The 13,859-nt window shown below is 54.1% G+C and carries 15 protein-coding genes and 1 pseudogene; 6 read left to right on the top strand and 10 right to left on the bottom strand.

The annotated features are described in order from the left end of the window. Positions 1-72: 72 nt before the first annotated feature. Entirely contained in the window at positions 73-387 is a 315-nt protein-coding gene (locus AC2T28_RS17460) for a DUF1272 domain-containing protein (RefSeq protein WP_486749923.1), read from the bottom strand. A 379-nt stretch (positions 388-766) separates the two neighbouring features. Here AC2T28_RS17460 and purE point away from each other — a divergent pair, with 379 nt between their 5' ends. Continuing rightward, a complete protein-coding gene (purE, locus tag AC2T28_RS17465) occupies positions 767-1,255 on the top strand; it encodes a 5-(carboxyamino)imidazole ribonucleotide mutase (protein ID WP_486749924.1) in 489 nt (162 codons plus the stop codon). Further along, entirely contained in the window at positions 1,248-2,324 is a 1,077-nt protein-coding gene (locus AC2T28_RS17470) for a 5-(carboxyamino)imidazole ribonucleotide synthase (protein ID WP_486749925.1), read from the top strand. The genes purE and AC2T28_RS17470 overlap by 8 nt, the downstream gene beginning before the upstream one ends. Positions 2,325-2,370: 46 nt before the next feature. Here the strand turns inward: AC2T28_RS17470 and AC2T28_RS17475 are convergent, their stop codons facing one another. The 4 genes from AC2T28_RS17475 to AC2T28_RS17490 form a co-directional block, all read right to left on the bottom strand. Continuing rightward, positions 2,371-3,171: an alpha/beta fold hydrolase gene (locus AC2T28_RS17475; RefSeq protein ID WP_486749926.1), complete on the bottom strand. Its 801-nt coding sequence runs from the start codon at positions 3,169-3,171 to the stop codon at positions 2,371-2,373. A 41-nt stretch (positions 3,172-3,212) separates the two neighbouring features. Beyond that, positions 3,213-4,061, bottom strand: coding sequence for a DMT family transporter (locus tag AC2T28_RS17480; RefSeq protein ID WP_486749927.1), 849 nt, complete (start codon positions 4,059-4,061; stop codon positions 3,213-3,215). Positions 4,062-4,174: 113 nt separating this feature from the next. Next, positions 4,175-4,408, bottom strand: a complete 234-nt coding sequence (locus tag AC2T28_RS17485; protein ID WP_486749928.1) for a hypothetical protein — start codon at positions 4,406-4,408, stop codon at positions 4,175-4,177. 394 nt (positions 4,409-4,802) lie between these two features. Next, complete coding sequence (locus AC2T28_RS17490; protein ID WP_486749929.1) at positions 4,803-5,423, bottom strand: glutathione S-transferase family protein; 621 nt, start codon at positions 5,421-5,423, stop codon at positions 4,803-4,805. 216 nt (positions 5,424-5,639) lie between these two features. On the opposite strand from AC2T28_RS17490, the gene AC2T28_RS17495 reads away from it, so the two are divergent. The 3 genes and pseudogenes from AC2T28_RS17495 to lepB all read left to right on the top strand — a co-directional run. Further along, complete coding sequence (locus AC2T28_RS17495; RefSeq protein WP_486749930.1) at positions 5,640-5,930, top strand: PilZ domain-containing protein; 291 nt, start codon at positions 5,640-5,642, stop codon at positions 5,928-5,930. A 146-nt stretch (positions 5,931-6,076) separates the two neighbouring features. Beyond that, on the top strand, positions 6,077-6,472 hold the full coding sequence (locus tag AC2T28_RS17500) for a DUF805 domain-containing protein (RefSeq protein ID WP_486749931.1): 396 nt from the start codon (positions 6,077-6,079) through the stop codon (positions 6,470-6,472). A gap of 3 nt (positions 6,473-6,475) precedes the next feature. After that, a pseudogene (gene lepB / locus AC2T28_RS17505) lies at positions 6,476-7,102 on the top strand (signal peptidase I); the annotation flags it as partial. A 164-nt stretch (positions 7,103-7,266) separates the two neighbouring features. Here lepB and AC2T28_RS17510 read toward each other — a convergent pair. From AC2T28_RS17510 to AC2T28_RS17530, 5 genes are all read right to left on the bottom strand, one after another. Continuing rightward, positions 7,267-7,764 (bottom strand): hypothetical protein, encoded by a 498-nt coding sequence (locus tag AC2T28_RS17510; protein WP_486749932.1) that lies wholly within the window; start codon positions 7,762-7,764, stop codon positions 7,267-7,269. A gap of 192 nt (positions 7,765-7,956) precedes the next feature. Further along, a complete protein-coding gene (groL, locus tag AC2T28_RS17515) occupies positions 7,957-9,609 on the bottom strand; it encodes a chaperonin GroEL (protein ID WP_486749933.1) in 1,653 nt (550 codons plus the stop codon). A gap of 62 nt (positions 9,610-9,671) precedes the next feature. Beyond that, complete coding sequence (locus AC2T28_RS17520; protein ID WP_138164638.1) at positions 9,672-9,959, bottom strand: co-chaperone GroES; 288 nt, start codon at positions 9,957-9,959, stop codon at positions 9,672-9,674. 219 nt (positions 9,960-10,178) lie between these two features. After that, positions 10,179-11,909, bottom strand: coding sequence for a tetratricopeptide repeat protein (locus tag AC2T28_RS17525; protein WP_486749934.1), 1,731 nt, complete (start codon positions 11,907-11,909; stop codon positions 10,179-10,181). Positions 11,910-12,051: 142 nt separating this feature from the next. Next, positions 12,052-12,723, bottom strand: a complete 672-nt coding sequence (locus AC2T28_RS17530) for a DUF2161 domain-containing phosphodiesterase (RefSeq protein ID WP_486749935.1) — start codon at positions 12,721-12,723, stop codon at positions 12,052-12,054. Between the two features lie 149 nt (positions 12,724-12,872). Here AC2T28_RS17530 and AC2T28_RS17535 point away from each other — a divergent pair, with 149 nt between their 5' ends. Continuing rightward, positions 12,873-13,856, top strand: a complete 984-nt coding sequence (locus AC2T28_RS17535; protein WP_486749936.1) for a TraB/GumN family protein — start codon at positions 12,873-12,875, stop codon at positions 13,854-13,856. The last annotated feature ends 3 nt before the right edge of the window (positions 13,857-13,859 follow it).

A 13,859-nucleotide genomic window follows, 5' to 3' on the forward strand; every position in this document is an offset into this window, starting at 1 on the left:
CATCCCAAACCGTCTCTCTGGAACATTTTCAAACAGCAACATTTTTGGAATCTGGAGGCCTGAGTATACATTTCACCGTTCTTCCGGCTTCAGCCCTCGAATACGCTCAACATGCGCTTTGATATTCTCGGAGCCGAACTTGCTGTGTCTGCGATCAGTACTTGCCGGATGATTGGCCAAGCCGAGTTTCAACTCCGTTCGCCACGCCTGCTGTGGCCGGATCGGACGGCGGGCAAAGCCACCACCGCAGGTTGGACAGACATTGTGCAGCACGGTCTCAACGCAATTGGCGCAATAGGTGCATTCGTAGGAACAGATCCGGGCCTCCAGAGATTGCGGCGGCAGGTCGCAATCGCACAATTCGCAGTTTGGGCGTAGTTCCAGCATGTTACCTCCGAATGAGTGTTGCCGTTAGACGTTCCATAAACTCGCCCCCAGACCAACAGTTTTTTGAGCACTTGCGAGTGACACCCGACGGTCTCCCTCCCCTTTGCGCTCGCACGGCTACGCCGCGCGATCCACAGGGTGGGCCGGGCAGTGCGCAAATGCGCACTGCAGTTGCGCCGCGCCTGTGCGGCGCCGGGCCCAACGGGCGGATGGGCATGTTTCATGCCCAAACGACGGGCGGGAGCGCATGGCTCAGAGAATCACGCAACTCTGCCTTTGTCGCATTGCCTAAGCCAGTGATTTCCCTATAGTGCCCGCTTCTCTTTCACCCCGGCGGTGGCATGTCGCGCATCGCAGTAAAACAAGGGACTGGGCACAAATGGCCGACATCAAAGTGGGTATCATAATGGGCAGCCAATCAGATTGGCCAACCATGAAAGAAGCCGCCAATATTCTGGACGAACTGGGCGTTGAGTACGAGGCCAAGATCGTTTCGGCCCACCGCACGCCGGATCGGCTGTGGTCTTATGGCAAATCCGCCGCTGAACGCGGGTTGCAGGTCATTATCGCCGGGGCTGGTGGGGCCGCCCATCTGCCTGGCATGGTGGCGTCAAAAACCCGCGTGCCGGTGGTGGGTATTCCGGTGCAGACCCGTGCCCTGTCGGGTGTAGATTCACTCTATTCAATCGTGCAGATGCCCAAGGGCTTCCCGGTGGCCACTATGGCGATTGGTGCGGCTGGTGCAGCCAACGGCGGCCTGATGGCAGCGGGCATTCTAGCCCTACAAGATCCTGTTCTGGCCGAACGGCTGGAGGCCTGGCGTGAGGCGCTGTCAGCCTCGATCCCCGAGGAGCCCGTAGATGACTGAGGCTCTGAACCCCGGTGCCACCATTGGTATTCTTGGCGGCGGCCAGTTGGGGCGGATGTTGTCCGTTGCAGCCTCTCGCCTTGGCTTCAAAACGCATATCTATGAGCCCAGCGCCAACCCACCTGCGGGGCAGGTTGCAGACTGTGTAACCACTGCGGGCTATGAAGATGCCGAGGCATTGGCCAGTTTTGCAGCCTCGGTGGATGTGATCACCTATGAGTTCGAAAACATCCCCACCGCTGCGCTGGACGTTCTGGAAAGTCACCGCCCTATCCGTCCCGGCCGCGAGGCCTTGCGGATCAGTCAGGACCGATTGACCGAGAAGAACTTCCTGCAAGATCTGGGCCTGATCACAGCTCCGTTTGCCGATATCACCGATCAGGCCAGCCTTGATGCGGCCCTGGCTGACATCGGCGCGCCTGCGATCCTGAAAACCCGTCGCTTTGGCTATGACGGCAAGGGACAGGCACGGATCAAGACACTGAAAGATGCCCCGCAGGCTTTGGCGGATATGGCGGGGGCTTCGGCCATTCTAGAAGGCTTCATCAACTTCAGCCACGAGGTTTCAGTGATTGCTGCGCGTGGTGTGAAGGGGGATGTGTCTTGCTATGATCCCGGCGAAAACGTGCACAAGGACGGCATCCTAGATACCACCACCGTGCCGGCCAAACTGTCGGCTGGGCAACGGATGGATGCGGTGCTGCTGGCGGCCAATATACTGAACAAACTGGGTTATGTCGGCGTCATGGGGGTTGAGCTGTTTGTCACGCCGCAGGGGTTGGTGGTGAACGAGATTGCGCCGCGGGTACACAACTCGGGCCACTGGACCCAGAACGGCTGTACTGTGGATCAGTTTGAACAGCACATCCGCGCCGTTGTCGGCTGGCCGCTTGGGGACGGACAACGCCACAGTGATGTGGTGATGGAAAACCTGATTGGTGACGACATAGATCGGGTGCCAGAACTGGCGAAAGAGGCTGACTGTGCCATTCACCTGTACGGCAAAGACGAGGTCAAAGCTGGTCGCAAGATGGGCCATGTGAACCGGGTTGTTCGCCCCCAGAAATAACCAAACACGGTGCTCGACCCATTGGCCGGGCACCAATTCCCCCAGATTACTGGGTCTCCCCTGCTCCTTTGGCGCCTTCGCAATTTGCGCCTTCGCAGGCTTTGTTGATGCTGCCAAGCACCGTCGTCATCCAATTCATATCCTGATTGAAACGGCCAAACTCGGTGAAGTGCAGGCTTTGTGCGATCACGCGGGGATTGTTCATCATAAAGGTATGGGTGACTGGCAGGGTCAGATGCTCGGCCATGCCTTCCACCTTAGTCGACTCGACTGAAACCTTGCCGTCGTCCGGCCCTTTGATGAGTTTAGAGAAAACGGGACTGATCGATTTATTGCCCGCAATCACACCCAATGGGAAATTCACTGGCGGAAGTTGGGCGGGGACACCCTCTGGACCGGTGCTGAGCTGCATGCCCGCAGGGCCATTGATCAGGCCAAACACTTCCCAGTCGCCCAGTTCATCCACCACTTCGCTGCCGTGATTGGGTGGGCCTAGCATCACTGTATTTCTCAGCCGGTCAGGCCGGTGATCTTGCAGCCAATAGCGCAATAGTATGCCGCCCATCGAATGGGTGATAAAATGAATGTCTTGCTCGCCGCACTGGGCAACAGCATCCGGCAGGGTTTGCGCCGCAAGGTCCGCAATGGGGAGATCTGTCGACGGGTATCCGGGGCGGATGACCTTGAAGTCACGGGCGCGCAGGACCTGCTCCATCACCGCAAACGAGTTCTCGGTTCGGGCCAGACCATGCAGCAGGATGACACATTCACCTTCGGCGGCTTGGGCCGGAGATAGAGGAGCCACCAGCAATACGGCGGCCAATAGACGGGTTTTAAAATGTAACATGTGCACCAGATAAGCCGAAATCACAGGGCGGGAAAACCCACTCACCCTGATTTACGTGGGCTGGTGGCAATCACCAGCGCAATCCCGCCCAACACAGTCGCTGCTCCGATGACAAGCCGCGCAGACAGAACCTCCTCCAGCCAGATCACTCCGGCGAGCATCGCAATCACTGGCACGCTGAGTTGCACCGTTGCCGCTACCGCGGGCTGTAGTCGCGGCAGAACTTGATACCACAGCGCATAGCCCAGCCCCGAGGTCACAACACCCGACATCACTGCCAGTCCCGCCCCCAACAGGGAAACGGGCACCGGCTCGGCCAGGGCCCAAACCAATGGCATCACCATCACGCTTGCCCAGATGAAGTTCACCGTTGTGGCCGACAAAGGCGCTTTTACCTGCCGCCCCAACAGGCTGTAGATTGCCCAGCCCAATCCGGCTGCAATCATGAACGCAGCCCCAATTGGCGGCACCTGCACCGCACCCGCAGGCCAGAGCACATAGGCCAAGCCAGCAAAGGCCAGGCCCGCACCAAGAATCTGCCCCGGTGCCACCGCCGAGCCACGCGCAGCGCCCCAGCCAAACATGGTGATCTGTACCACACCAAACAGGATCAAAGCCCCAAGGCCCGCATCCAGATTGCGATAGGCCAGCGAAAACCCGATCATATACAACGCCAGCGACCCGCCCCCCAGCAGGCTGACCCCGCTGGGCTGCCAGATACGCATCCCGCGCCATTTGCACAGCACCAGCAGCATCGCCGCACCCGAGATCAAGCGGATTTGGGCAAAAGCCATTGCTCCGATTTCGCCAGGCCCCACCGCCAAACGGTTCAGGACAGAGTTCCCAGCAAAGGCAACCATGACAACAGCAGTCAGAAGAATAAGCCGCATGCACAGCCTCCGTTTCACACCGATCCTTACGGCAGAGTAGCTTGATAGATATAGTAAAAACAAACCCGGACCAATCTGGCCCGGGTTCTTTGGCATTTGCAAGCGTCACCGTATCAAAGATGTTTGATATAGGATCCAGTCATCGGCTCATCAAATGGAGGCAGGCCAACATCCCGACGCAGATGTGCGCTGAGCGAAGGGGGGGATAGCATTGCGACAGGTCCCTTGCGCACGAACAGGTGGCGCAGCAGAGCACTCAGCACCTGCCATTTGCCAAAGTCAGCTGTGATTTGCGCAAGCGCTGTGTTCAGGTCGGTGAAGGGAGCCGTGGATTCAGTACGTGTCATGTCGATCAAGCTTCCGCAAAAACGGAAGCCTCCTGTTGTGATTTGAAAGTTGGAGGGACAGCAACCAAACGACAAAAACGTCGTGGGTCAGGCCCGGTTAGACTTCGATTGTGAAGAAATGTGTTCCGTCAGAGACGAGATCAGCAGCCTGGCTGATGCGCCCATGGGGTCCGATTGCCAAACAACGCGAGGCGATTGTCAGTTGATACATTGATCATAAAAACGCCTCCTGTGGCTAAGGGTTGAACACATCTAGGCGTCTAGCACGGGTTTTGGCTCCGGCTACAGATGGAAAATTGATAAGCACACGAACTGTTGCGCGATCGCCACTAACGGGTGCGACTTATCACACATGCAGCCGGAAACAGGCTGAGATCCGGAATGTCCTATTGGCTCAGGTGAGCGGTAACATCACATGTTCTGCATAGGCAGAGCGCGCAGAAAGACGTTCCCACCAGGCCCGCAATGCAGGCAGGTTTGGGCCTTCGAAATCCATACCGTGCCAACGATAGGCCGCGCAGCCCAATGGTATGTCCGCCATACTGAGATGATCACCCAGAATGTACTTTCGATCCGCAAGATGGCGGTCCAACATTTCCCAAAACCCGGCACATTCAGCAATCGCTTCTGTGATGGCGGTTTGATCCCGATCTGCGGGGCTGGTTCTGACCAGTTGCCAGAACAGTGTTGTCATCGGACGGTGCAATGCGGTTTGGTACCAGTCCATCCACTGATTGGCATGCCCCAGCTGTTGTGCTGTGTCGGGATACCAGTGCCCTGCCCTGTACTGATCACACAAGTACCGCACAATCGCATTGGATTCCCACAGCACATAGTCACCGTCGATTAGCGTGGGGATCTTTCCGTTTGGGTTTTTGCCCAGATACTCAGCTTTGTCATTGCCGCCAAAGGCGCCACCGATGTCGCTGCGCTCAACGTCCAACCCTAATTCGGCCAGGCACCACATGACCTTTTGCACGTTGACTGAATTTGGGCGCCCCAGAACTTGCAGCATGGTCTTGTCTCTATGTTGGAAAGTGATCCTTTGAATGCCACAAACACCATAGTTCGTCCCCAATGGCGACCCTGAAAATCTGCGGATTTTGCAGGGTGATCTGGCGCGCGATAAGGAGTTATTAGCGAAGATGCGCATAGTGTTCGCAATACCCGTGATCTAAGGCAATACATTGGCCTTACTCGATTGAGACACCAGCTGAGGTTGCAACACCCCATGTCCCAACTGCCCAACGACGAAGAAACCCGCATTCCACTCAGGAAGCCTTGCACGCTGCATTATCCGGGTGGAAACCTGACGGCGGCGACCTTCAACATCAGCCAAAAGGGTGTGGGGATTGAAATGCCGGACGGCTCTGGCTGGTTTAATCCGGATGCCATTCGATCAATCTCAATCCGCGAGGTTGGTGTTTTTGACGTTAGGGTCCGCTGGAAAAGGGGCAACCGAGTTGGTTTGTCGTTCCGATCGCAAGCACCAGCCTTGCAGACGCTGAACGCCTATCTCTGACCACTGGCATCTCCCGTGCAAGGCAGATGGTGCACTTGATAGTTGCGTCGGCACTATGTGGCAGGCTTGGCATAGGCAACAAATCTGTTACCTATGCTCTCAACCTGATACTCACATTTAATTTTGACAACGCATTTGAGACTAAAATGATTTCTGATTTCTTCAAACCGTTTGACTGGAGCGGCACCATACCGCGCCGCACCTATTGGCTGGCTTTCTTCGCCTGTCTTTCAATTGTGTTGCCGGGCCTTTTCCTGGAAGCACAGGGATCCGTGGACCCGTGGATCCTGGTCACGACATTGGCAGTGCTGCAGCTGTTGTCTTGGTCCGTCTTCGTCCGACGGCTGCACGATATGAATCGAAGCGGGGCGTGGAGCATTCTGTTCCTGGTCCCCGTTGTCTCGTTCGTGATCTTTTTGTGGGCTGGGATTGCTAAGTCTAAACCAGATCAATCAGGTTCCTGGGTTAAGAGGCCGATCCACCGCCTTGGTCAGGCCCTGCTTGTTGCTGTTGTTGCCCTTGGACTAAGCCGCGCCTTTTAGGCCCCCTATTGGATTCCGTTTGGCAGTATGAAGCCAACTTTGCTGATTGGCGATTTCATCATTGTCTCGTTGATTGATGAGACAGACACCCCGCAGCGTGGTGATTTAGTTGTTTTCCGGCACCCCACAAAAAATACAGATTTTATTAAACGCCTTATCGGTCTACCGGGCGAAACTGTCCAAATGCAAAATGGCCATCTGCACATCAACGGCACCGCTGTTGGATTGGAAAGTGTCGGAGATTTTGAAGAGACTATGGCGCGACAAGGGTCAGGCGCCCGCTTTCCTCGCTGTGCAAATGGCACGGTCGGTCAAGGCGCAGCCTGTCTTAAGTCCCAATTCCTCGAAACCCTTCCCGAAGGGGCGCAGTATCATATTTTGGACATTAGTAATCAGTCTAACGATCATACGGCTGTTTTCCGCGTTCCCGAGAGCCACTATTTTGTCATGGGGGACAACCGTGACAATTCCACTGATAGCCGCATTCAGCAACCGGCTGGTGGGATCGGGTTTGTGCCCAAAGCAAACTTAGTTGGGCGTGTGGATCTGGTCTTGTTTTCGTCAGCTGGGAGCTCGTTGGCTCAGTTCTGGACCTGGCGAAAAGATCGCTTTTTCCGGAGGGTGGAATAAGCCGGATGGAGCCATCAGCGGCGGGCAATAAATTTGACGTCAAGTCGCCAGCCTCCTTCTCGCGCCCTTCGATTTTGGCCGTCCTAAAGTGCCTAAAAATGCAACATCCAATTGCGCCCCTTTAGCTAAGGGCTTGATATAGGTTCGATGCCCATAGGTAGCAGCTAACTTCCACCAAACAGGCGCTTCAAGAACCCTTTTGGCTTTTGCTGTACTTTCACGAAACCAGAGAAACGAACCGGTACAATCCTAATCGAAGCGCCAGCTAGATCCTCTGGCTTAGTTCCGTTTTCTAGTGCTTTGAAAATGGCCCCGGCAACCGAACCTTTGAGTAACAAGGCATCCAACTCATCTTGGGTCACTTTCCTTTCGACAAGCGCTTTTTGCAGGCAGATGCAAACCGCTGTTTCCGAAAGATCCAGTGATGTATTGGGATCAAGTTCAACCACCTTTGAAATATTTGGAATGTCGGGATTTAGAGCCGAAACTTCCAGCGAAGCGTCGCAAATTAGGTCAGCAGCTAGCAAGATTCGCAAATCGGTTGTTTCTTGCTGAGTTTCGGCAAGTTCATTCTCGATAACCGAGCGAAGTTCCCTGAAATTGAGTGGAGCAGTCGCTATGGCCAATTTTTCTTCGTGAGTAATCATGTGCTTAAAATTCATTTCTTTGTATTTGGACAGAGATTATTCCAAGTTTGAAGCATCAGAATACAACTTAACAAGACATTCAACAAAAAAGGGGCCGCCCGAAGGCGACCCCAAATTCATCCGGTAGGATGGCGTGACTTTCCCTTTCGGCAGACCTTCCCAAAGGAAGATCGCCTATCGGGTATCACAAGTCCAAAGGACTTGTGATTACATCATGCCGCCCATGCCGCCCATGCCGCCCATGTCTGGCATGCCGCCGCCTGCTGCGCCGCCGTCTTTCGACGGTTTGTCAGCAACCATAGCTTCGGTAGTGATCAGCAGACCAGCAACCGATGCAGCATCTTCCAGAGCTGTGCGAACAACTTTGGCTGGGTCGATCACGCCAAACGCGAACATGTCACCATATTCTTCGGTCTGAGCGTTGAAGCCGAACGCAGCGTCGGTGCTTTCGCGAACCTTGCCAGCAACAACCGCACCGTCAACACCAGCGTTTTCAGCGATCTGACGCAGAGGCGCTTCGATGGCTTTACGTACGATGACGATACCGGCGTTCTGGTCAGAGTTTGCACCTTCCAGAGTTTCCAGTGCTTTACCGGCCTGAACCAGAGCAACACCACCACCTACGATGACGCCTTCCTGAACAGCGGCACGTGTCGCGTTCAGTGCATCGTCAACGCGGTCTTTGCGCTCTTTAACTTCAACTTCGGTCATGCCGCCAACGCGGATAACAGCAACACCGCCGGCCAGTTTGGCAACGCGCTCTTGCAGCTTCTCTTTGTCGTAGTCAGAAGAAGTTTCTTCGATCTGAGTGCGGATCTGAGCAACACGTGCTTCGATCTCAGCTTTCTCGCCAGCACCGTCAACGATAGTTGTTTCGTCTTTGGTGATTTCGACCTTCTTGGCTGTACCCAGCATGTCCATAGTAACGGACTCAAGCTTCATGCCCAGATCTTCGGAGATCACCTGACCACCGGTCAAGATAGCGATGTCCTGCAGCATGGCTTTGCGGCGATCGCCGAAACCAGGAGCTTTAACAGCAGCAATTTTCAGGCCGCCGCGCAGCTTGTTCACAACCAGAGTTGCCAGGGCTTCGCCTTCAACATCTTCAGCAATGATCAGCAGAGGCTTCTGCGACTGGATAACCTGCTCGAGCAGAGGAACCATAGCCTGCAGCGACGACAGTTTCTTTTCGTGCAGCAGGATCATGCAGTCTTCAAGGTCTGCAATCATCTTGTCAGCGTTGGTCACGAAGTAAGGCGACAGGTAGCCGCGGTCGAACTGCATGCCTTCAACAACATCGGTCTCTGTTTCCAGGCCTTTGTTTTCTTCGACGGTGATAACACCTTCGTTGCCGACTTTCTGCATTGCGTCAGCAATTTGCTGACCGATAGCAGCTTCGCCGTTTGCAGAGATTGTACCAACCTGAGCAACTTCAGCAGTGTCTTTAACTTCGCGAGCCGAGCCAACGATGCCTTCAACAACTTTAGCAGTTGCCAGGTCGATGCCGCGCTTCAGGTCCATTGGGTTCAGGCCAGCAGCAACCTGCTTCAGACCTTCTTTGACGATGGCTTGGGCCAGAACTGTTGCGGTTGTTGTACCGTCACCAGCTTCGTCGTTGGTCCGGGAAGCAACTTCCTTGACCATCTGAGCGCCCATGTTTTCGAACTTGTCTTCCAGTTCGATTTCTTTGGCTACGGATACACCATCTTTGGTGATGCGCGGTGCGCCGAAAGATTTGTCCAGAACCACGTTACGGCCTTTAGGGCCCAGGGTTACTTTGACAGCATCAGCCAGAATGTTGACGCCGGCCAGCATGCGGTTGCGGGCATCGGTGTCGAATTTGACGTCCTTAGCAGACATAGTGTCTCTCCTCGAGAATATCTGTGTAGTTTAGCGAATTGGGATCAGAAAAGCCGGTGGGCTTACTCGATGATGCCCATGATGTCGCTTTCTTTCATCATCAGCAGCTCTTCGCCGTCGACGGTGACTTCGGTGCCGGACCATTTGCCGAACAGGATGGTGTCGCCAGCTTTTACAGCCATTGCGATCAGCTCACCGCTGTCTTTGCGCGCGCCTTCACCAGTCGAAACAACTTGGCCTTCGCTTGGCTTTTCTTTTGCGCTTTCAGGGATGATCAATCCACCAGCAGTTTTTTCTTCGCTTTCCGTGCGGCGAACCAGCACGCGGTCATGAAGCGGTTTAAGTGCCATCTTTGATGCTCCTTAAGGCTCAAAGGTTGTTATCCTTGGGACCCCACCGGTAATGTCGGGGCCGTTATCACTCACACCGGGCGAGTGCTAACGACGAATAGCTAGGCACCGCCCCTGCCCGAGTCAAGCATGTACTGGGACAATTTTTTTGACGCACCGAATTCGGCCCGCCAAAGCCGCTAGCTCAACCAATGGTTGCTGATTCAACATTATTGGGTGTCAATGCTGATCACCCACCAATGCTATGGCGTTCTTGTAATAGCCAACTCGCAGTTTGTTAAATTGCTCTAACGCTGTGTATGCACTTGGATTGACACAAGAAAAGCTAACTTTATCTTTTGTTGCGGTATACATGCGAAAACCGGTAACTGCTGGACATGTGGAGAAATGATCGTACCAGGTAACACTTTGGTCATTGCGAGGTGACACCGTCGCTCCATTTTCGACACTCTCTCCCGGCTCCAGAATATTGACATATCTGTCGATAGTATCATGCCCATTGATCGTTGTAGTAAGCGTGGTCTTGACTTCAATTGCTATATTGCAACTGTTTGTTCCTCTGACCGCCAGCCACCGCTCGTAGGGTTCACGTCGACTTTCTATGCAATTTATTTGCCCTTTACTATTTCGCTGATCTAACAACCGTTGGACCTCGGGAAATTCGTCGTCCACCCGGTCCAGATAAGCATCTACACGGCTCATCATGGTATATAGGCGTTCAACGGTTTCGTTTATGACATCTTTGTTCAGGTCAGCAAATTTTGCAGGGTCTGAATTGTACCGCGCAGTGGCCGCTTCTTTTAGCATATCAAGCAGGTCATAGCGCAAACGCCTGATCGCTTTGCGCTCATTTTCCTCTTCGGCAGTGATCGACCAACGGCCTTCAAAGAAATAGGGAATTGGTTCGTATTGGAATAGCGATTCAGCCAAGAGATGAGATACCCAGAAGACGTATTTGTCGTGCAACTCCGGGTCTGTCTCTCGCAGTGCACGGTAATGGCCAAGCATCTCTTTTGCTTTGTTCATCTCAGAAACGAGCGGCTGGAATGCAACAGCGAAGCCCATACTGTCAGATAAGCTGCTCATGAATTCCCTGCGAACATCAAAATAGATATCAGCCAGATATCTGCCTGCCTCAAGGCTCCGGGAATCATTTGCCTCTATGGCGTCCTCAAAAAACTTTGCCGCTGCACTTGGGCTTTTTTTAATACCAATACCGTAAAGATATAGCGCACCAATATCATGATTGGCTTCAGTTTTTCCCAGACGGCGCGCTTTTGCGAACAAAGGAAATGCCTTGGCCTGCAAGTCAGGATCGCTTGTGTACCAGGCCAAAACGCTTCCTGCCTGGTAGAGTGAATGTTTGTCCTCAGCTTGGCTTTCTCTTGTTAGATAGGCCAGCGCTTGGTCCGCATCTTGTTCAAGCCCCATTCGGCCCAATTGATAGAAGCGACCCATAAAGTATGTACTTGCCACATGGCCCGCATCAGCTGCCTGCACATAGAATTCAAGAGATTTGGCCTCATCGCCCTGGAAAAAAAGGGCTCGTGCCAATTGGAACGCTATCCTTGGATCGCCCTGATCAACCACCGCGCTACACGCAGCAACTGCCTTGTCGGCGTGCGCTTTCAATTCCTCTCCGCCGACAGGGGATGCCGTGCGGGTTTCATCGATTGCATGGGCGGTAAGCCGATCGCATAAATCAATTGTGGCCTGATCTGCATCATCCAAACCAGCAAGCATAATGTTGGCCAGCGCCACAAAACTTCCATCCGGATAGGTCGAAAGATAGGCCTCTAGTAGCTCCCGATTGCCCGAGGCACTGACGGATTGCCAAAACGCCAGTTCGGTTGCATCCGCCGCTGCTTGCTGAGCCTGCCCACCTGTAGCTGCCACTCCGACGGCCAGCGATAAAGCAACGCCACGTAGCCACAAAATTGATTTTCTCATTATCACTCCAATGAACGTTCTTTAGCTCTGTCGACCAACAAATTTATGGTCCGGATTAGATTGGTTTCTTCTTGAAAAGAGGTCTCCAACAACAACCAAAGCAATTAACATGTCAAGAGTTGCGGATTTTCCGGCGCGCTCGTCAAGCCTGCGCTTTTGAGTCAGTTGGCTTTTCAAGATAGGCTGAATAGGCACCGTTCACCGTATAAACGCCAACAGATTGCTTGTCGAACCACCCATAGTGATTGTCCCGCATCAGCCGTGTGGCCTGTTCGACATTGGTTGCCTTTGCCACGACGGCGCCTTTGCTGGGGCCGTTTGTCGAAAGAAACTCGGCACAGCGCATTGCGTCCTGACGATAGCCCGTGACAATCCCGTGTCGTGTTGAACCGCCCGCATTGGGATCTCCTTGCAATCGGTCAAATTCGCGCAGCAGGCGGGTCCGCTTCTTCTTCGACTTTCGCGGCGCATAGGGGCCGGGATCGCATTGCACTTCGGTTCGGCCATCTGGCAGCACCGTGATCAGCCCAAGCCCCAGCCGACGAGACATTGCCAGATTGTCCTTCAGCATCCGCCGCGCCTGTTTGCCTTTGGGTTTTGGGACAGCGATGTAAACCTGATCACTGACTGCCAGTCGGGTGATGGCCTGATGAAACAACGACAGCGAAAACCGCAGCTTCAGTTCGACAATAACCGGGTCTTCATCCCCACGCCGCGCAACTACATCCGCAGCCCCAACCTCACCTTTCACAGTGTAACCCTGGCGCTCGAGCAGTGCTTTGACGGGAGGGTAAAGTTGTTCTTCGCGGTCCATAGGCACACCCTAGCTGTTGGGAGCCGCGACCAACAAGAGCTGTTGTTTGTTTTTCAATCAAAAGGTTATACTCTGAACCAAGAAACACCAAAGACTGGTACGCACCCCAAGCAAGCCAACTCCAGAACACTGATTTATTAAGGTCCATAATGCTTCGATTGTTTACTGCACTGCTTTTTTCACTCACCGCAACTTTGGCCAACGCCCGCTGCGAAGGCGTCGATCTTCGCAGGCATCTCACCCCTGAAATGAAGGCCCGGTTGGCACGTGAAGTTGCCAAAGTTCCGTTTGCCTATGGCAACCACTGGATCGCGACCAAGGGTAGCCAGAAAATTCACGTTGTTGGCACTTTGCACCGTGGCGACAAACGCATGCGGTCCACGCTGCGCAAACTGAAGCCGTACATTAAAAACGCCGACTTGGTGTTTCTGGAAGTGACAACCGCCCAGATGGCGACGGTCGACAACCCCGTAAAGGCCTACCCATCGGCATTTCTCCTCCCCAAGGGGCGCTCTTTACGATCCATGCTGACTGCAGCGGAATGGGACCAGCTAACTTTCAAGCTAACTTTTGCGGGTATGAAAGAAAAACACGCTGCAGCAATGCAGCCCTGGGTCATTTCCGATACGATTGTCAGCAGTCGCTGTGGCGCTATCGGCCTGACATCTTACAAAGGACTGGACCACCGCATAGAGGATATCGCCAAACACGCGCGCGTCCCGGTGGCCGGTCTGGAGAAGCTTGGAACCGGATATCGTTCGATGGCGCGACAGTCATTAAGCGACCAGATCCGCCTGCTCAAACTGGATCTGGGCAGCCGTAAAGGTATTGATGACAGCATCGTAACGATCAGCGAATCCTATTTCGACCAAGCCCTAGTAGAAGGAGAGATCCTGTCAACTTGGTCGCTGTATGACGACATGAATGTTTCCCGCCGTGAGGTTGCCCGCCTGCAGCGTCAGTTCGACGCCCAGATTCTAGATTGGCGCAATCACCTATGGATGCCAGTGCTTTTGAAGCGGCCCGAACAAAACATCTTTATGGCAGTAGGTGCCGCGCACCTGCCGGGACGCAACGGGGTTTTACAACTGCTGAAAAACAAGGGCTACCGCCTCGAGCGAGCGGCTTGGTAAATT

Source organism: Parasedimentitalea nitratireducens, assembly GCF_057444295.1.

Coding starts and splice junctions, on each gene's coding strand:
- AC2T28_RS17460 (WP_486749923.1), bottom strand. CDS start 387: ATGCTGGAACTACGCCCAAACTGCGAATTGTGCGATTGCGACCTGCCG.
- purE (WP_486749924.1), top strand. CDS start 767: ATGGCCGACATCAAAGTGGGTATCATAATGGGCAGCCAATCAGATTGG.
- AC2T28_RS17470 (WP_486749925.1), top strand. CDS start 1,248: ATGACTGAGGCTCTGAACCCCGGTGCCACCATTGGTATTCTTGGCGGC.
- AC2T28_RS17475 (WP_486749926.1), bottom strand. CDS start 3,171: ATGTTACATTTTAAAACCCGTCTATTGGCCGCCGTATTGCTGGTGGCT.
- AC2T28_RS17480 (WP_486749927.1), bottom strand. CDS start 4,061: ATGCGGCTTATTCTTCTGACTGCTGTTGTCATGGTTGCCTTTGCTGGG.
- AC2T28_RS17485 (WP_486749928.1), bottom strand. CDS start 4,408: ATGACACGTACTGAATCCACGGCTCCCTTCACCGACCTGAACACAGCG.
- AC2T28_RS17490 (WP_486749929.1), bottom strand. CDS start 5,423: ATGCTGCAAGTTCTGGGGCGCCCAAATTCAGTCAACGTGCAAAAGGTC.
- AC2T28_RS17495 (WP_486749930.1), top strand. CDS start 5,640: ATGTCCCAACTGCCCAACGACGAAGAAACCCGCATTCCACTCAGGAAG.
- AC2T28_RS17500 (WP_486749931.1), top strand. CDS start 6,077: ATGATTTCTGATTTCTTCAAACCGTTTGACTGGAGCGGCACCATACCG.
- AC2T28_RS17510 (WP_486749932.1), bottom strand. CDS start 7,764: ATGAATTTTAAGCACATGATTACTCACGAAGAAAAATTGGCCATAGCG.
- groL (WP_486749933.1), bottom strand. CDS start 9,609: ATGTCTGCTAAGGACGTCAAATTCGACACCGATGCCCGCAACCGCATG.
- AC2T28_RS17520 (WP_138164638.1), bottom strand. CDS start 9,959: ATGGCACTTAAACCGCTTCATGACCGCGTGCTGGTTCGCCGCACGGAA.
- AC2T28_RS17525 (WP_486749934.1), bottom strand. CDS start 11,909: ATGAGAAAATCAATTTTGTGGCTACGTGGCGTTGCTTTATCGCTGGCC.
- AC2T28_RS17530 (WP_486749935.1), bottom strand. CDS start 12,723: ATGGACCGCGAAGAACAACTTTACCCTCCCGTCAAAGCACTGCTCGAG.
- AC2T28_RS17535 (WP_486749936.1), top strand. CDS start 12,873: ATGCTTCGATTGTTTACTGCACTGCTTTTTTCACTCACCGCAACTTTG.